This is a genomic window from Baia soyae (genome assembly GCF_004341445.1).
GTDB classification, from domain to species: Bacteria; Bacillota; Bacilli; order Thermoactinomycetales; family Thermoactinomycetaceae; genus Baia; species Baia soyae.
Window position 1 is genome coordinate 90,857 of the sequence record NZ_SLXV01000005.1, and the last position, 18,471, is coordinate 109,327.

At 44.4% G+C, this 18,471-nt stretch carries 20 protein-coding genes; 1 reads left to right on the forward strand and 19 read right to left on the reverse strand.

The features are described 5' to 3' along the window. Positions 1–27 precede the first annotated feature (27 nt). The 11 genes from EDD57_RS03025 to EDD57_RS03075 form a co-directional block, all read right to left on the reverse strand. Positions 28–1,353 carry a pyrimidine-nucleoside phosphorylase gene (locus EDD57_RS03025; RefSeq protein WP_131848005.1) on the reverse strand — a complete coding sequence of 442 codons (1,326 nt, stop codon included), beginning with the start codon at positions 1,351–1,353 and terminating at the stop codon, positions 28–30. A gap of 4 nt (positions 1,354–1,357) precedes the next feature. Continuing rightward, complete coding sequence (locus EDD57_RS03030) at positions 1,358–2,176, reverse strand: purine-nucleoside phosphorylase (RefSeq protein WP_131848006.1); 819 nt, start codon at positions 2,174–2,176, stop codon at positions 1,358–1,360. Positions 2,177–2,200: 24 nt separating this feature from the next. Then, complete coding sequence (locus EDD57_RS03035) at positions 2,201–3,022, reverse strand: purine-nucleoside phosphorylase (protein ID WP_131848007.1); 822 nt, start codon at positions 3,020–3,022, stop codon at positions 2,201–2,203. Positions 3,023–3,045: 23 nt separating this feature from the next. Continuing rightward, positions 3,046–4,221 (reverse strand): phosphopentomutase, encoded by a 1,176-nt coding sequence (deoB, locus tag EDD57_RS03040; RefSeq protein ID WP_131848008.1) that lies wholly within the window; start codon positions 4,219–4,221, stop codon positions 3,046–3,048. Positions 4,222–4,305: 84 nt separating this feature from the next. Continuing rightward, positions 4,306–4,551, reverse strand: coding sequence for a DUF4227 family protein (locus EDD57_RS03045; protein WP_131848009.1), 246 nt, complete (start codon positions 4,549–4,551; stop codon positions 4,306–4,308). 59 nt (positions 4,552–4,610) lie between these two features. Then, the gene (gene ald, locus EDD57_RS03050; protein ID WP_131848010.1) at positions 4,611–5,726 is read right to left on the reverse strand and encodes an alanine dehydrogenase; all 1,116 of its coding nucleotides are present in this window, start codon (positions 5,724–5,726) and stop codon (positions 4,611–4,613) included. A 99-nt stretch (positions 5,727–5,825) separates the two neighbouring features. Continuing rightward, a complete protein-coding gene (fur, locus tag EDD57_RS03055; RefSeq protein ID WP_131848011.1) occupies positions 5,826–6,305 on the reverse strand; it encodes a ferric iron uptake transcriptional regulator in 480 nt (159 codons plus the stop codon). Between the two features lie 91 nt (positions 6,306–6,396). After that, positions 6,397–7,065, reverse strand: a complete 669-nt coding sequence (gene spoIIM, locus EDD57_RS03060; protein ID WP_131848012.1) for a stage II sporulation protein M — start codon at positions 7,063–7,065, stop codon at positions 6,397–6,399. A 164-nt stretch (positions 7,066–7,229) separates the two neighbouring features. Next, complete coding sequence (locus EDD57_RS03065; protein WP_131848013.1) at positions 7,230–7,784, reverse strand: hypothetical protein; 555 nt, start codon at positions 7,782–7,784, stop codon at positions 7,230–7,232. A 131-nt stretch (positions 7,785–7,915) separates the two neighbouring features. Then, positions 7,916–8,416 carry a hypothetical protein gene (locus EDD57_RS03070; RefSeq protein ID WP_131848014.1) on the reverse strand — a complete coding sequence of 167 codons (501 nt, stop codon included), beginning with the start codon at positions 8,414–8,416 and terminating at the stop codon, positions 7,916–7,918. Further along, on the reverse strand, positions 8,389–8,931 hold the full coding sequence (locus tag EDD57_RS03075; RefSeq protein WP_131848015.1) for an NUDIX domain-containing protein: 543 nt from the start codon (positions 8,929–8,931) through the stop codon (positions 8,389–8,391). The genes EDD57_RS03070 and EDD57_RS03075 overlap by 28 nt, the downstream gene beginning before the upstream one ends. 124 nt (positions 8,932–9,055) lie before the next feature. Here EDD57_RS03075 and EDD57_RS03080 point away from each other — a divergent pair, with 124 nt between their 5' ends. Next, complete coding sequence (locus EDD57_RS03080) at positions 9,056–9,238, forward strand: hypothetical protein (RefSeq protein WP_131848016.1); 183 nt, start codon at positions 9,056–9,058, stop codon at positions 9,236–9,238. Between the two features lie 46 nt (positions 9,239–9,284). Here the strand turns inward: EDD57_RS03080 and EDD57_RS03085 are convergent, their stop codons facing one another. From EDD57_RS03085 to EDD57_RS03120, 8 genes are all read right to left on the reverse strand, one after another. Beyond that, the gene (locus EDD57_RS03085; protein WP_131848017.1) at positions 9,285–11,033 is read right to left on the reverse strand and encodes an aromatic amino acid hydroxylase; all 1,749 of its coding nucleotides are present in this window, start codon (positions 11,031–11,033) and stop codon (positions 9,285–9,287) included. Positions 11,034–11,471: 438 nt separating this feature from the next. Further along, positions 11,472–12,908 carry an aldehyde dehydrogenase family protein gene (locus EDD57_RS03090; protein ID WP_131848018.1) on the reverse strand — a complete coding sequence of 479 codons (1,437 nt, stop codon included), beginning with the start codon at positions 12,906–12,908 and terminating at the stop codon, positions 11,472–11,474. Between the two features lie 390 nt (positions 12,909–13,298). Beyond that, on the reverse strand, positions 13,299–14,162 hold the full coding sequence (locus tag EDD57_RS03095) for a dihydrodipicolinate synthase family protein (protein ID WP_131848019.1): 864 nt from the start codon (positions 14,160–14,162) through the stop codon (positions 13,299–13,301). Positions 14,163–14,261: 99 nt separating this feature from the next. After that, positions 14,262–15,263, reverse strand: a complete 1,002-nt coding sequence (locus tag EDD57_RS03100) for a proline racemase family protein (RefSeq protein ID WP_131848020.1) — start codon at positions 15,261–15,263, stop codon at positions 14,262–14,264. Next, the gene (locus EDD57_RS03105; protein WP_131848021.1) at positions 15,260–16,444 is read right to left on the reverse strand and encodes an NAD(P)/FAD-dependent oxidoreductase; all 1,185 of its coding nucleotides are present in this window, start codon (positions 16,442–16,444) and stop codon (positions 15,260–15,262) included. The genes EDD57_RS03100 and EDD57_RS03105 overlap by 4 nt, the downstream gene beginning before the upstream one ends. Before the next feature lie 24 nt (positions 16,445–16,468). Further along, positions 16,469–17,692 carry an NAD(P)/FAD-dependent oxidoreductase gene (locus EDD57_RS03110; protein ID WP_131848022.1) on the reverse strand — a complete coding sequence of 408 codons (1,224 nt, stop codon included), beginning with the start codon at positions 17,690–17,692 and terminating at the stop codon, positions 16,469–16,471. After that, positions 17,689–18,024 (reverse strand): (2Fe-2S)-binding protein, encoded by a 336-nt coding sequence (locus EDD57_RS03115; protein ID WP_424205250.1) that lies wholly within the window; start codon positions 18,022–18,024, stop codon positions 17,689–17,691. Before EDD57_RS03115 ends, EDD57_RS03110 begins: the two co-directional genes overlap by 4 nt. After that, the gene (locus tag EDD57_RS03120; protein ID WP_131848023.1) at positions 18,025–18,291 is read right to left on the reverse strand and encodes a (2Fe-2S)-binding protein; all 267 of its coding nucleotides are present in this window, start codon (positions 18,289–18,291) and stop codon (positions 18,025–18,027) included. Between the last annotated feature and the right edge of the window lie 180 nt (positions 18,292–18,471).

Here is an 18,471-nt window from a genome sequence, read left to right on the forward strand (position 1 = left end):
AAGCGAAATGGGCTGGTTTTTTACACATTATATCTTTTGCACACCATCTTCTGTAATAATACAGCGTATTAATGCAGATGTCTGAACTTTCTCAGAACCAATTTGGATCGCTTGGTGTAGACGAGACATTACCTCATCAAGGTTCTCTTTTTCGTTCACATAGAGAGTTGCAATCGTTTCCTTATCAGAGACAGAATCGCCTACTTTCTTATGGAGAACAATTCCTACTGCATAATCGATCACATCATCTTTGGTTTCACGGCCTGCGCCCAACTTCATCGCACAAAGACCCACTTCTTCAGCGAGAATACGTTGTACAAATCCAGATTTCTCAGCGAGGACTTGGATTTTCTCTGCTGGTTGTGGAAGAAGTTCTGGTTGATCGACAATCTCTGCATTTCCGTGTTGTCCTTTAATAAACTCACGGAACTTCGCAAGGGCACTACCGTCTTTCACTACACCTTCTAGCAAACTACGTGCTTCTTCAGTTGTTTTCGCACGACCTGCAAGGATCAGCATCTGAGAACCGAGGACAAGCCCTAACTCGTGAAGATCTTCCGGACCTTCTCCTTTGAGGGTATCGATCGCTTCCTTTACTTCAACAGCATTTCCGATCGCATAACCTAATGGTTGGCTCATGTCACTGATAACAGCGATTGTTTTTCGGCCTACTTGCTTTCCGATTGCCACCATCGCTTCTGCTAGTTTAATCGCATCTGCTTCTTCTTTCATAAAAGCACCGTCACCGGTTTTTACATCGAGAACAATCGCGTCTGCACCTGATGCAATCTTTTTACTCATAATCGAACTCGCAATGAGGGGAATGGAGTCAACCGTTCCTGTTACATCGCGAAGGGCGTAAAGCTTCTTATCCGCAGGTGTTAAGTTTGCTGTTTGGCCCACTACGGCTACTTTGCTGTTATTCACTAGCTGGATAAACTCTTCAATGTCTAGCTCCGTAGAAAACCCTTGGATCGCATCTAACTTATCGATCGTTCCACCTGTATGCCCGAGTCCTCGTCCAGAGAGCTTCGCTACTGGAACACCTGCAGCTGCTACGAGTGGGACCAATGTTAAAGTAGTCGTATCCCCTACGCCACCTGTGCTATGTTTATCTACTTTGATTCCATTAATCTTAGAAAGATCAACTTGTTCACCAGACTCTACCATTGCCATGGTGAGGTCTGCCGTTTCTCGGTCTGTCATCCCTTTGAAGAAGATTGCCATAGCAAACGAAGACATCTGATAATCTGGGATTTCTCCCGCAGAAAAACCTTCTACAAGAAAACGAATTTCTTCTGTCGATAATTCGTGTCCATCCCGTTTTTTGCGAATTAAAGAAACTGTGTCCATCCACTTACACCTCTTTTAAAATTCCCTGAACCAAATTCATGAAGATTGGTTTGGTACGATTTGCTACTTCTACTACTTGTTCATGAGTAAGCGGTTCGAGTGCTTCTCCAATCGCCATGTCCGTGATACAAGTGATCCCTAGCACCTTCATCCCTGCATGACGGGCTACGATTACCTCTGGGACAGTCGACATCCCGATCGCATCTCCACCCATATTACGTAACATAATCAGCTCTGCTGGCGTCATATAAGTAGGACCGCTAATCCCAGCGTATACACCTTGTTGAACCGTAACTCCTTGATCAGCCGCTACACGCTTCGCTACTTCCACTAATTCGGGGGTGTAAGCAGTTGACATATCTGGGAAACGAGGACCTAGTTCCGCAAAATTAGGGCCAATGAGTGGATTGGAACCAGTCATATTAATATGATCCGTAATAAGCATGAGATCCCCTGCATGGAAATCTGCATTCATCCCACCTGCTGCGTTGGTTACGAGCACCGTTTCGACTCCGAGCGCTTTCATCACACGCACTGGGAACGTTACATCTTGTTGACTGTAGCCTTCATAGAAATGAAACCGTCCTTGCATCGCAATCACTTGCTTACCCGCTAAAGTACCGAGAACTAACTGCCCTGCATGACCTTCCACTGTGGATACAGGAAAATGAGGAACTTCATCGTATTTGATCGTTACTTTGTTTTCTACCTTATCTGCCAGATCACCTAAGCCAGAACCGAGGATCAACCCAAATTGATAGGTTTGATTTGTTTTGCTTGAGATAAACTCTTTCGCCTCTTGGATACGTTGGATCATGTTCATAGTTGCACCTCGAAATGTAAGATTTTAGATGTTGCGCAAGATCCCTTTTACCAGATTAATAAACTGAGATCTTACTAGCTCTGTTGTCTCCATTACTTCATCGTGGGAAAGAGGTTGCTCTAAGATTCCTGCTGCCATGTTGCTAATGCAGGAGATACCTAAGCAACGAATCCCAGCGTGACGAGCAACAATTACTTCAGGCACAGTTGACATTCCAATCGCATCTCCACCTAGAAAGCGGCACATACGAATCTCTGCTGGCGTTTCATAAGTAGGGCCAAGAAGTCCGATATATACACCTTCTTGGAATTTCACTCCCTGCTCTGTTGCCACCTTGCGAGCCATTTCGCGTAGCTCTGGATCATAGGCAGTCGACATATCTGGGAAACGTACCCCTTGCTCTGGATCATTTGGCCCGATCAATGGGTTTTGGAACGTCATGTTAATATGATCCTTAATCAGCATGAGGTCACCTGGCTCATAGGAAGTATTCACTCCACCAGCCGCATTGGTTACGATGATCGTGTCGACTCCTAATGCTTTCATCACACGGATCGGGAAGGTTACCGATGTTAATGGATGCCCTTCATACAGATGAAAACGACCTGCCATCACTAATACCGGTTGATCTTCTAGCATGCCTACCACTAGCTCTCCAGCATGTCCTTCTACTGTAGATTGTGGAAAATGAGGAATATCATTGTAAGGGAGCTTCACAGGGTTTTCTACTTCACCAGCTAGTACTCCTAAACCAGAACCTAAAATAAGGCCAATTTTCGGTTGAACTTGGATTTTGGATTGAATCCATTCTGTTGCTTCTCGGATATTTGATTGATTTTGACTCACGTCAGCACCGTCCTATCATTTATTTAAGGTAATTCTTTTAAAAAACTAGTCCCATAAGGAGAGGTTACTCCAAAATTCTCAGCGATAGAAGCACCAATATCTGCAAATGTTTCACGAACACCTAAATTTGTACCTTCTGCCATAGATGGACTATATACGACAAGTGGCGTATATTCACGAGTATGATCGGTTCCGTGGAAGGTTGGATCGTTCCCATGATCAGCTGTGATGATGAGAAGATCGTCCTCGCGCAGATTTGCTAGAATCTCAGGCAAGCGAGCATCAAATTCTTCTAACGCCCGGCCATATCCTTCTGGATCGCGACGATGCCCAAATTTAGCATCAAAATCAACTAGATTAGCAAAAGCGAGGCCGTGGAACTCCTGTTTCGCCACTGCTAAAACTTGATCTACTCCGTCCATATTGTCTTTCGTATGAATCGAACGAACAATTCCCTCTCCTGCGTAGATGTCAGAGATTTTGCCGATCGAGATCACTTCTTTACCAGCCTCTTGCAAATAGTTCAAAACAGTCTTAATAGGCGGTTTCACAGAATAATCACGCCGATTTGAAGTACGTGTAAAGCTTCCTGGATTTCCCACAAATGGACGTGCAATCACTCGCACTACACAATACTTTTCATCGAGCGTTAGTTCTCTTGCTACTTCACAAATTTTATATAGCTCTTCTAGTGGCACGACTTCTTCATGTGCTGCGATTTGGAATACACTATCCGCAGAAGTGTAAACAATGACGGCACCTGTCTTCATGTGCTCTTCACCAAATTGATCTAACACTTCTGTACCCGAAGCAGGTTTGTTACACAAAACCTTACGACCAATCCGCTCTTCAAACTCCTGAATCAGCTCACTCGGGAAGCCATCTGGATAAGTTTTAAATGGAGTCTCTGTGATAATCCCCATAAACTCCCAATGTCCAGTGGTGGTATCCTTACCACGTGACACTTCTTTCATCCGAGCATAAGCAGCTTGCGGGATATCAGCTGGTAAGATCCCTTCCACTGCTTCAATATTTCCAAGTCCTAACTTCGACATGTTGGGCATAGCTAATCCATTTACATGCTGTGCTATATGACCTAATGTATGAGCTCCGACATCATTATATAAATTGGCATCTGGTAATTCACCAATTCCTACACTATCCAAGACAACGAGGAAGACACGATTGTATTTTCTCATGTCTGATCCCCCTCTCATAGTTGTTGATAAAAAAAGAATCACCCTATTTTTGTTAGGATGTTTACATAGAAAATCTTACTATTCTTATTCCCCAATCTCATAAAACCATAACAGGCGCTCTCGGACTAGTTCTGAGAATGTCGCTTGTGATGTTTGTCTACCATAGTCTGAAAATACCTTTACTGCATCACCGATTGGTTCTTTATAAATCGAATCTGGTTCAAACATGTCAGTAAAAAAGCTCATCACTTGATAGAGAAGAAGGGTAAACAAGACAAATAATATTAAAAAAGTCAGCCATTGCTTGATCCGTCTGGTGGATATAATCATAAGTAACTCGTCCCCCACCCATTTTTTATCAATGTATGGGTAGGAGAACTGATTTATTCTTATAAAACTTCTTCAAGAGGCGTGTAAGTCAAGTTCAAGCTTTCTGCAACTGCTTGATATGTACATTTTCCTTGAATTGTGTTTACACCAAGTGCCAATGGTTTACTCTCCGCTAAAGCACGTGCCGCGCCTTTATTGGCGATCTGAAGTGCATAAGGGATGGTTACATTGGTTAACGCGATCGTAGAAGTACGAGGAACTGCACCTGGCATGTTAGCCACTGAGTAATGCACCACTCCATGTTTTACATAAGTTGGTTCACTATGCGTGGTTACACGGTCAATCGTTTCAATCGAACCACCTTGGTCAATCGCAACGTCCACGATAACGGAACCAGGTTGCATTTGTTTTACCATCTCTTCGGTCACCAGACGAGGAGCACGACGACCCGGGATGAGTACCGCACCAATGAGCAAGTCTGCTTTCTTAACCGCTTCTGCTAGGTTGTAGGAGTTGGACATCACAGTCCGTAATTTTCCGTCAAATTGATCGTCTAGTTGACGCAGACGGTCTGGATTCACATCGAGGATCGTTACATTCGCACCAAGACCTACAGCCATCTTCGCTGCATTGGTACCTACGATTCCTCCCCCTACGATTACTACTTCACCAGGAAGAACTCCCGGTACACCACCTAATAGCACACCCTTCCCACCATGTGGCTTTTCTAAGAAAGAAGCACCAATTTGTACAGACATACGACCTGCTACTTCACTCATTGGGGTTAATAAAGGAAGAGATCTATTATCTAATTGAATAGTTTCATAAGCAATTGCAGTTACTTTCTTTTCCATCAGCGCCGCTGTTAACTCTGGCTCAGGAGCAAGATGGAGATATGTAAATAAAACTAACCCTTCACGGAAATATCCATATTCCGTAGGTTGTGGTTCTTTTACTTTCAAAATCATATCGGAGTTTGCCCAAACTTGTTCTGCACTGTCCACAATCTGAGCACCATGGAAAGCATAAACCTCATCAGTGAAACCGCTTCCAATTCCTGCATCTTTCTCTACTATAACCGAATGGCCAGCCGTGATGAACGCATCTACGCCACCAGGGGTAATCGCAACCCGGTTCTCGTTGTTCTTAATTTCTCTAGGAATCCCTATTCTCATGAATGAACCTCCTTCTGCATCAAACCTATCTTAACACTTTCTAATTGTACTTAAAACCTAAAAATCGCCAAAAAGAAGTGAGAGCTATGATTTAGCATCTCACGTTACTTTCGAACCTATTAATTTTTTTGGATCAATTGCCTGACCTTTACAACGATAACAAATTCCGTGGAACGTCAAACGATGATCCATAATTTGAAAATGGAACTCCCGCTCCACTTGTTGTTCAATAGGCCCTAGTAAATCTTCCATAATTTCATCAACAGAGCCACAATTTAAACACATTAAGTGATGATGGTGATGTTCAGCTCCCTCAGCACGAAACTCATATCGGGTCACACCATCACCAAAATTCAGCTTATGAATGATGTGAAGATCGCTAAGTAGTTCCAACGTACGATAAACTGTCGCAAGCCCAATCTCAGGTGCTTTGTCCTTCACCAACAGGTAAACATCCTCTGCGCTCAAATGGTCATCTTCATTTTCCAGTAAAACACGCACAGTCGCTTCCCGTTGGGGGGTTAGTTTATAATTGTGGGCGGATAATTGTTGTTTAATTTGATTTACTCGGTTTTCCACATCCACACCCCCCTCAATCTACTCAACATTATATGAGAGATATACGGGAAAAGTCAAACCAACTAAAAGAGATTATCAGATAATAATTACTTTAAACTGAAGGGAAATGTGGCAACATAAAAGCAATTTCGGGTAGCGACCCTCTCATGATCATCGGCGAAAGGTATGCCTCCACCAGAGAAGAAAGCATCATGAGGCAAGCCATCATCACCACAACTCCACAATACGAAACAAATTTGGGGTAAAGCGAGCCGCGATGCGCAATAATATGATTTTTTACTAGGTCTACGGAGAAATAAACTCCCGCCACAGAGACGATCATCATAGCAGGTATCACAAACAGATTCGTAGGAACGATAGAAACAAAGGCAAACCATAATCCAGTCCATGAAAACTGTTGAACGAGAAAGCCCACTGTAAATCCAATCACCATTCCTTTAAAGAACAAAAACAGGCATAAAATCGGAATTCCGATCACAGATAAGCCTAATAACCACATCAGACCAATCGTTTTCAAATGCTCTCCGATCGAATGTTGTAAGGCAATTTCAGAGTCGGCAATACTACCTCTCCCTAGTTCCTTAAAGAAGTGTCCCAGATAACTAGATAGTCCCGTACGTTGTGTGGCAGTCAACATGTTCACGATAACCGCTCCAAACACAACACCTGTCAAAAACAAGACGACTACAAAAATATAGAGCGATTTTTGACTCTGTACATGCGCTTGAATCGCTTGACTCCAGTAATGTTTTCTTCCCATTGATCCGTCCCCCTCACTCTCTTAAAACAATTCTATGAGAGGAATGAGAGAGATATGATCAATTTACTAGATTCAATCGGAACCATGATCAACCAATAGAAGAAGCGCAAATGGAATAATTCTCATTTGCGCTTCTTATGGAAACCGGACTAATATTCTGTTTGTTATGATGGATAATAATAGTTATGTAGCAAGCCCCCAGTATAGTAAGTGAATGCCGCCGCGATCGAGCTCATCAGACCGGGTGCATCCATCGTAGGAGACCATCCATATGTATAGGCAATCTGTGCAAAAACCAAAGGGAAACTAATCGTAAAGAGCAAGATCACTTTGGCACACCAGCCACATAGAAACAAGTTTTTACGATACATCACACCTAACAGGGCATTAATCGCAAAAATGGCTATAAGGACAAACTCCAATCGAACATCCACATATGCTTTTGCTAAAAACATGATTCCAAAAAAACAAGCAACATACACCTGAATCAAAATCATCAAAATGCTTATTCGTCTCGTATAAAGTTGATACATAACTACAATGATATTATTTACAAGTACACAGCAACCCAATCCAATTACCACCGATACCCAAAAGTCGGACCAATCATAGATCGACGCTAACAATACACCAAAGGTTAACGGTAGTAAAAACAAAATCCAAGAGTAAAGCGTATATCGAGTTGCTGTGAGAGGATTGTGTCCTTCTGTGTGATTCATCCACATCACCTCTCCTATTCCAAGTTAAAAAATCGTTATTTAACAGAATAATTGTATTATATCATTATTACTAGAGGAAAGTTAAATGAATTTGGAGAATCGAAATAATTTCTCCAAATCCATGTATGGAATTATTGCTTGATTTTCCCATAAGATCCCCCTCCACCTTCGACTAAATCTACCATTCCCTTCCTTGATAAATCGATATAATGAGCGATTCGATCCCCTACAATGCTTTGTAAATCTTTCAGCTTAGCACTATGCAAGATATTCATCTCCGTTCCAAACACAGAGAGCAGACGATCAATGGTTTTCTTCCCTACACCCGGTAGAAACTCCAAAGGAATTTGATGAATATAAGGCGGCCTATGATTTAGATGCTTCGTCGGTTGATCTGCAAGCTGGGCAATTCGATCGGCGACTCCTAAAACGGATGGCGACTGCGCATCAATGATCCCAATGCATTGAAGGCCTTTCCGATCAGAAGCTTCTTGGAGGATATTGCGAAAAGTTAAGTTTTGAGCAGCTGTTATTTTCACAGGTCGATTCGTTTGCGTTCGACCAATATGAATGTGCAAATCCGCAAATATGTTTGTTAAAGCAGTCATGATTGATGTAGTTGATTCTGCCAAAATAAGATCGCCGCGACTGTCTTCGCATCACAAATATCTCCACGAGAGATAGCTTGAACACATTCTGGAAGTGTCCACTCTACCAGCTCCACAAACTCATCTTCATCTAGATTTACTTGTCCTTTGCCCAGCTCATCCGCTTGATAGAGATGAAGATATTCATCCGCAAATCCTGGGGATGTGTAGAATGAGACAAGGTGATTCCATTTTCCTGCGCGATAGCCTGTCTCTTCCTCTAGTTCACGCTCTGCACAAACTTGTGGGTCTTCTCCAGCCTCTCTCTTACCCGCAGGGATTTCATAAATCGTCTTTTCGAGTGGCTTGCGAAATTGACGTACTAAAATAATTCGATCTTCTGGCGTAATCGCCACTACGGCTACTGCTCCAGGATGCTTCACAATTTCTCTATTTGACGTATTTCCATTTGGCAATTCAACTTGATCTACTTGGAGAGAAATGACTCTACCTTGAAAAATAGATTGTGTCGAAATCGTTTTTTCCTCTAAATTCCTCATGCAATCGCAACCTTTCGGCTTTTTATATCCCTCTATTATACACAAAAATATATTTCAAAAAGGGTATATTTCCTTCGTTTTTAGCGTATCCCGTTAGAAAGACTTTCATTAAGGATGATAAGATATGGAGAAGAAAATATATGCGAACGGCATCCGCCTATCCGGAACCGTGCAAGAAATTCAGGATACCCTTCAAGAATGGGCCCACCTTCCGATCACTCTACAAGAATTAATCGAAGCCCATCACGCCGGGAGACCCCATCTGATTCCGATCCGGTCAAAAAGAGGAACGAGAAAACCCAGCTAACCACACGATCATATGGTCAGCTGGGTTTTCTCATACATTTTTCTCCCTATGTCGTCTGTTTGACGAGAATAGTATGAGGCTCTTGTTCTGCTAGCCGGATCCCATTATCGATTAGGGATCGGTTCTCGATTTGTCTTTCTGAGATCTCACTCAACTCTGCTCTCACTCGGCTCTCTAAGCTCTTGTCTTCAAGGGCAATTGCTAATTCTAAGATCTCTACTCGTAATAGCCAATCATCTGGATCAACTTGACGCAGGCGGGCCAAAATACTTGTAGCCTCCCACGTTCTTCTCTGCTCTTCTCGTAAATCACGAACATCCTGATAGAGATCATCTAGATCAGTCCAAACCACCTCAGGTTTATGAACGGTCCAGACATCCTGCTCTGCAAAAGCAAAACGATCATGATCAGCAGGTCCTGCGTAAACCGACTGGATTCTCTCTCCAACTGGCATATCAAACGTTCCCCACTCAGGCTGAAACAATACTCGATCGCCCCATGTAACCTTACAATCTTTCAAAGAGAGTAAGATCAAACGATCTCTCTGGAACGTCATATCCATGATCGTTCCCTCTACCTCAACTCCGCTCACAAACCTTAAGCTCAACTGACTACCTACCTGAATTCCTTCCTCTTCACACTCTACTAAGCTCATCTCTTCTAACTGCTTCTCTAAACCCTCTACTCTACCTATTGGAGCTGAAAATCCGTGATGATGAACCGCACATCCTTGGTTGGGTAACTCTTCATCCTCAAACGAGAGCTGTGTTCCGCCTTCTGTCCGGAGGTAAATCGCTTCTCCTTGCTCATCATGGAGAAGCTCCGTCACAACTCCACTTACTTGTAAGCCCGAACTATATACAGAAGTGGTTACTTGTCCAGAACGCAGTGCTTTTTCCAAACTTTCTGTCCCACCAACACGATACGCCATTCGTTCACCATAGAGCTTGATCTCTTCAATTAATTGATCGAAGTCTCGACAAACAAACAAGTGTGGTTGCGGCTTAGTCACATCAAAGTCAGTATCCATACATACATCCACATCAAAAGGGATTTTCTCCACATCGGACGATAGACATCGCTGTCCTTCACTGATCGAAGAAAGCAATCCAGCTCCATAGATTTTCGGATCATCTAGTGTACCAACTAAACCGTATTCAACCGTCCACCAGTACAATCTGGAAATCTCAGTCGCCTCCGACCGCCCTGTAGCAGCCTTCATCTTCTCAGCGTGGACCTTCTCTACTTCAGCAATCATCTCTGGAGTGGAGGCTGGATCTTCCATGATCTGAGTTAGCTTACGAGTTGCTAAAAACAACTCATGCTCTTCTCGTGAAGAGATCGCCTTTGCTCCAATCTGTCCAAACAGCCTTACATACTCCGCAAATTTCGGTTCGCTTAAGATGGGACCATGCCCTCCAGCCTCATGAAGCATATCAGGGGCAGGTGTATAACCGATATGCTTCAGAGTCCGGATTTCTGTAGCAATGGGTAGAAATCCATGACCTTGGAAGTCAAAGAACGCCGTTCCAGGGATCAATCCATCGATTGTCACTGCCGCGAGTCCAAATGGCTCCAAGCATCGACTCATCTCATCTACATGAGGGATTCGATCGAGGGAAATACCCGACTTCTCCAAGCCACCCTGATAAGATTCATGAGCAAGATCACGGAAAAAATGATAGTTTTGTCTCATCACATAACGCCATACAGCCTGATTAATAGGCGTATATAGATCATAATCCTGCTTTGAAACATAGGCTTGTAGATGGGACGGTATTGTTTTCCTCGACATAAATCTCTCTCCTTTTAAGCAAAATAAAAAGCCTCCATCCTATAGGGACGAAAAGCTCCGCGGTACCACCCTAATTGGTTATAGCATGTAAGCTACAACCCACTCTTTATGGCATCCTCTTGACAAGGGTAATTCACATCTAACATTGCCTAGGTTTGCACCTTCCACCTAGTCTCTGACACTGCTCATGTAAGTTGCTACTGAATCTTGTCGATGCCGCATATTCACTTTATCACTTGTTTGCTTTTATGTGATAAAGCAACTATACAGTATTGGGAGTAATTGTGCAATAGGAAATTTTTCACACAAACATATTTGTTTACTTTAATTATTTCGATTAAAGCTATAATATATCCTTCTTCTTACTATTTTTTAGACGTTCGATTATTTTATAAAAAAATCCAGCTTCACTTTCTAAGCTGGATTTGCATCATTCATCTAAACGGAATAGCTTATCGCACACGTTTTCCATTGTGTATAGAAATCGAGAGCAGCTACTCCTTGTTCACGTGTGTGAGAGCTAGAGAGTTTCATACCGCCAAATGGTGATTGGTATTCGACACCGGCCGTTTCTTGGTTCACACGAACCATTCCTACTTCTGCTTCGTCTAGAAATCGGAACGCGTGATTTACATCTTTTGTAAAAATAGACGCACTTAATCCGTAGACTGTTTGATTACATAATTGCATCGCTTCCTCAAAGTCATGAGCGGGCAGGAGAGTTACAACGGGGCCAAAGATTTCCTCTTGCACCAGCTTATGATCGTTTCCTACTCCTTTTACAACGAGAGGTGGGATATAATAGCCTGGTTTTTGGAGCGTATTCGCCCCTTCTACCACAACCTCTGCTTCCCGGCGCGCCAACTCAACATACGTATTAACCGTTTGATACTGTTCTTTTGATGCAACCGGTCCTAGATACGCACTTGGATCAAGGGCATCACTTAACTTCACACTCGAAACTCCTTTCCGGAGCGCATCGATAAATGCATTCATAATCCCTTTTTCCACAATCACGCGACTGGTTGCCGTACACTTTTGGCCTGCGGAACGAAAAGCACCGCTTAAAATCATCGGAATCGTTTTTTCGATATCTGCATCATTTAAAACGATAGCGGCATTTTTCCCACCCATCTCCGTCTGATACTTAATATGTCGCTTCGCGCAAGTGGCCGCGATATGACTACCTACCATAGAAGAGCCTGTAAAGCTGATCGCATCTACATCCATCTTCTCAATCATCTGATTCCCAATTACACTACCCTTACCAATCACTAGATTGAAAACACCTTCAGGCAATCCAGCTTGGGCCAATATTTCGGTTAAGCGAACAGCTGTTAAAGAAGCATATTCCGCGGGTTTCCAGACCACCGTATTCCCGCAGATTAACGCAGGAGCAATCTTCCAAATCGGAATTGCTACAGGGAAATTCCACGGTGTAATAATTCCGACTACTCCAAGCGGAACCCGTTTTGAATACTGAATCGCATCCGTCTGCGTGGACGGAATCAGCTGCCCATGAGTCCTCACCCCTTCTGCCGCGTAGTACCTGAGTAAATGCACACCCCGCATCACTTCCATCTTCATCTCAGTGATCGGCTTCCCCATCTCTTGGCTAGCTAATTGAGCGACTTCCTCCGCATGACTCTGCAACAGATCTGCCATCTTATAGAGAAACTCTCCCCTAGCAGAACCCGTTAACTTCGCCCAGCCTTTCGCAGCTCTCCTCGCCGCTTCTCCCGCTTGTAACACATGCGAACCATCAGAAAGAGTGATCGTCCCTACTTCCATCTCCGTATGCGAAGGACTTTTAATAATCACCTTCTCCCCCACCGGCTCAATCCATTCCCCACCAATCCAATTTCGACTCTCCACCATATCTCCTCCTGTAAACCGTAGCATCATTTTCACAAGAATAAAGAAGCTAAGAAGCATTCCTACTAAAAAGATATTACTCGTCTCAAGTCTTCTTCCACAAACCCCAAGCTTGTTCCTTAATCAGAAAACAGAAATGGAAAAGGGGCAATGTATCTGGCCACTGCGATTGAGTAGAGCCTACTTAGCACAGTCCTTCGCAGCTAGGGCGTTTTGTGGCAATGTTTGAGCGTGTTCTTCGCGAGTTTTGCCACTTGCCCGAAGCGAAGAAGGACGAAGCGGACTTGCTTTTCCACATCCTCGCAGGCTCACTATTGAGCTGTGGCCAGATACATGCCCCGGGACATTCGATTCTGATTAATCAACAACAACTCACCACTCAACTAACATTCATATACATTGATTTGCCTTTTCAATGCTTTCCTTCTCCTCATTCGTTAAATCCAGGCGCGGAGCACGAGCCTTACCCACTGGTCTCCCTACCAACTCCAACGCATACTTAATCGATTGCACCAAACGCGGAGTAGAGTCATATCGGAAAAGAGGTAGCAATCGACGATACAATTGCGTGGCTTCCGCGACTTTTCCGTTAATTGCGAAGTTAAATAACTCAACACTTTCTTTCGGATGCGAATTGGTAAAGCCAGCGATCCAACCCGTAGCACCTGCTAACAAGCCTTCTAAAGCCAAATCATCCGCTCCAGCCAAAACTTCCAAATCGGTCTTTTCATATATCTCATGAATCCGGCGAATATCTCCGGAGAATTCTTTCACCGCAACTACATGTTCGAGCTTACAAAGCTCTGCTAATAAATCAGGGGTTAAATCGACTTTGGTATCAAATGGGTTGTTATAAGCAATGATCGGTAGACCCACGTCCGACAGAGATTGATAAAAAGAAATCACTTCCGATCGAGTTGGATTGTAGTTAATCGGCGGCAAAGCCATAATTCCGCTTGCGCCTATCCTCTTCGCATGTTCTGCCCAGCCAACCGCTTTTTGCGTAGACGGAGCACCTGTCCCCACTACTACAGGAACACGGCCCGCAGCTGCCTCGACAACCGTTTCCACTACCTTGGCTCTCTCTTCATCATCCAAAGCAGCATACTCTCCTACTGATCCAACTGGTACAAGTCCATGAACACCATTTTGAATTAACCAGTCAACATGGTCGCGCAATCGATCGTAGTCCACCTTCATCGAATCTGTAAACGGGGTTACAATCGCCACATAGATGCCGTAAAATCGTTTCATTTCACTTTCCCCCTGTATTTAGTATGTGAACATGATGAACAAAGCTTACTTCTTACGAGTATCTAGAAATGCATCACCTCCCTTCCTATCCTCTCATCATTAAAGAATTAAAAATCCATCCAATAGCGGATCACTCGGATCAATCACAAACTGATGGAAACCCGTAACCCATGCAGATCCAGAAATTTGCGGAATCACTGCAGAAAAATCGCCTACTGTGGTTTCATCCAGCACCTCCGCATAAAAGAGTGAGCCCACGATGCTTTCATGCACAAACTCTTGATGAAGTGCCAACTCCCCTCTGGCAAATAGCGTTGCTACCTTCGCAGAAGTTCCCGTTCCACACGGTGAACGATCTATTCCACCCGGCGGTATTACAACCGTATTCCGGCAATCTGCTTCTGAAGATATCGGATCAGCATAAAACTCCACATGCGTAAGCCCCCGAATCTCAGGAATCTCAGGATGAACGACCTCGATCTGCTCGTTGATAGCCTCTCGAATTCGAATCGCCTTCTGGACGATGTCAGCTGCATGTTCAGTCGTAAGCTCCAATCCGACTTGCTGTGCATCCACTAATGCATAAAAGTTACCACCATACGCAATATCACATGTTACTTCGCCCAAACCGGTCACTGTCACGCGTACCTCTCGTTTGTATAAGAAGGAAGGGATATTCGTAAACGTAACCCGCTTCACTTTTCCCTCTTCTATTAAAAGCTTTGCTTCTACTAAGCCGGCGGGTGTATCCAAACGCAAGATTGTTTGATCAGCTGGAAAAATTCCTGCTTCCACTAATGCCGTACATAAACCAATCGTATCATGCCCACACATTGGGAGATAGCCACCTGTCTCAATAAATACCACGCCAATATCCGCTGTAGGATCACAAGGCTCCGTCAAGATACATCCGGACATCACACCATGCCCACGTGGTTCATACATGAGAAGACGACGAAAATCATCGTGATGCTCTTTCATATAAACCATTTTCTCTGTCATCGTTTTCCCAATTAACTTAGGTGCACCGCTCGTAACGGTACGAGTTGGATTGCCACCCGTATGTGTATCAATGGTCGAAATTAGTTTTGAAATCCTCATTTTTTTCCATCTTCCTTTTGAAATCGTTTATAGTGTAGCGGTTCTATTGAAATCGTGGTCTCTTGACCCATAATACATTCACTCATCACTTTTCCAGTAATCGCAGCCAGACTAATCCCATCTCCTTCATGGCCAGCCGCGATATAAAACCCAGGCACCTCTTCCACTGGGGACACAATCGGCAAATGGTCAGGGGTCCAAGGACGAAGCCCACAGTAGCTCCGTAATACAGGGATATCTTTCATCACAGGAAAAAATCGAATCGCCCGTCTTGCAATACAGCGAATCACTTCTACATTTATTTTCATATCAAATCCCACAAACTCACGACTACTTCCGATCAGGAAATTTTGAGAGGCAGTCGGTTCAAATACCAATGCAACCCCATATTGTTCTGTTAACCTATCTACTTTTCTCTCCTTGCCAAACTTGCTCATCAAATAACTAAATTCCATCACTTTTCTCGTCCCAATACTCTCTGTCCGAGAAGAAACTAAAATATGCCCTTTTCGCGGCTCCACCGGAATCTCAATCCCCACCATCTGGGCAATAGGCTTGGACCACACACCCGCGGCATTCACCACATGCTTGGTTCGAATCAATCCATTTGATGTCTCCACTCCGGCCACGGCTCCGGATTCATCTAAACGAATCCCGGTCACCCATGTATGCGTTTTCAATCTAGCACCTAAACGCTGCGCTGTAACAGCTAATGAATACGTGAATAGCACAGGGTTTACAGTGGAATCAGTCGCACACTCTAATCCACCGTGGATATCGCCTGCCATGTGCTTCCATTCACTTCGAATCTCACCTCGATCTAGCATTCGAAAGGGTAATCCTGCCTCTTTTTGCCGATTTACCCACGTTTGCGCCGCTTCCATCTCTTCATCTGACTCACAAACCAAAATACTGCCCGGTGCCCGATATTCAAACTCCTCATCTAACTCAGCCACTAATTGAGTAACCAATTTTTGTGACTCTAGCGACATCTGGCTATCAAAACCCGGCTCCTTATCAATCGCCAAAATATTGCCGTCACACTTCGAAGAAGTCCCCCCCGCAATCTCTCCCTTTTCCACGACCACTACATCAGAACCCAGTTTCGCTAGATAGTAAGCGGTTGCCATCCCGATAATGCCACCACCAATAATCACGACATCTGCACTCTCTGTTGTCATCCAAGTCTCACCCCCTTCTCAAACCTACGTCCAATGATCAAATAGCTCGTAAATCCGCTTTCTAGCCTCATCAATCTCTGGATGAAATTGAATCATCGCCGACCGCCGGACCTCTTTTACCTCATCGATTGCATCCAGCAACTTTTGCTCTTCTTCACACGCAAACCATCCCGCATCATACGAAATCGAGTGTGCCACTAAACGTCCTTGCGCCATTGCGACTTGTGCGCCTTCTACCCCTGTTATATTTCCTGCTACATAGAGGTTAGGCAAGGTCGTTTTCATTCGTTCATTATGAATAGGGATATTCCCGCCTAATTCTGAAACATAGAGGAAGGGACAACCTGCCAACGCCGCCAACTCAGCTAACGGATATAAACCTCCTGCTATAGCAACGAAATCAACCTCTATCTCCCTCTGGCTTCCTTCTATCATCTCTCCACTACTCGTCACATCGGCCACGATCACCGACTCTACTTGATCTACTCCTTGGATGGAAACGAGTGCGGTTCGCAATTGCAGAGGAAGATCCCACACTTTAACCCCTCTTTTCGGAAAACAAGAGGCAATCAATCGACTCAACTTCATTTTCTGGGCCAGCTTTCCACCCCAGCGCATCCACGGAGCAGGTGCCGCATCCGATAGCCTTGTTAAAAGTTCAACCGCGGCAACTGGAGTAGTCTCCTCTGTCGCAAATAAATCACTGGATGGTAAGGCAATCCCCTCAAGCTCAATCCCTGCTACTACTAACTCTCTAGCAATGGCGAGGGACAACACATTTACACCTACAATAAAACCCTTCTCGCCCGGCTTTACTTGATGGACATTTGCCATCACTTGGGCCGCCCCAATCGACATCACCCCTGGGAGAGTCCATCCCGAGACGGGAACAGGAACCTCAGCCGCACCCGTTGCTAGTAGTAAGTATTTCGTATGAATGTCTCCATTCGAAGTAAGAACCTTCCACCCATCTGGAAGTAACTCCAGTCCATACACCGAAACTCCGCACTGAATCGTAACCCCTGCTAGGGTGTTTTGTGCGATGAGATCTGCGGCGACTGTTTTCCCAATCCACCACGAATGGTCTCTCTCTTCATGAAACTGCCCTAACAAGCGTCCACCTGGTTCAGGGAATTCATCGATGACCATCACCCTAAAATCATGATCCGCCGAAATCGTAGCCGCAGCTGATAGTCCTGCCGGACCTGCACCTACAATCAGCAGGTCGGTTTGCTGTATCTCACTCATGAATCCACCCTCCCCGTAATCGCATTGGGAAGTCTGCTTCCTTCTTGAATCTCCATTCCTTCTTGCAAGGGAGTGAGGCATGCCCGTACTTGCCCTTTTCCTTGCACCTGAACGCGACACTCCATACAGTGACCAATCCCACAATAAAGCCCTCGAGCAGATCCTGATTCCTCGTGTCTACGTAACACCCGAATGTGACTCGCCAGCAACGCTACCGCAATCGGTTCACCCTCGAGTCCCTGTAACTTCTCACCATTATAAGTAAATGAGATCACTTTCTTATCCATCTCGCCCAAAAGAGGGTGATGACTGATGCGAAGAGATTTCTTCACTTATTCCTCACCTGCCAATTCCCCGAAAGTAACGAGCCTGATCGGAGTTCGATAAGATAATGGTTCGACTCCTTTGTCAGCACGATAATCTTTCTTACTTAGCCATAGATTGACCAGCTGACGACATACCCTTCCCTGACAAGCTCCCATCGTAGCCCTCGTTTTCATCTTCAGTTGACGAGATGTGATCGCTCCTGAGAGATAGGCATCCTCCAATTGTTTGACCGTTACTTCCTCACATCTGCAAACAATGAACCCTTCATTCATCTACTCACCCCATCGTTACCCGTTTGCTCATTAATCAAATTTGCTAATATTCCGTTCAATATGGTTCTCCATCCGCTTTTGTGCTAATCGAGTAGGAGGGGGTGATTAACCCCCGACCTCTCACACCACCTAGCATGCGGTTCCGCACTAGGCGGTTCACTTAAGTCTGACGAATCCAAT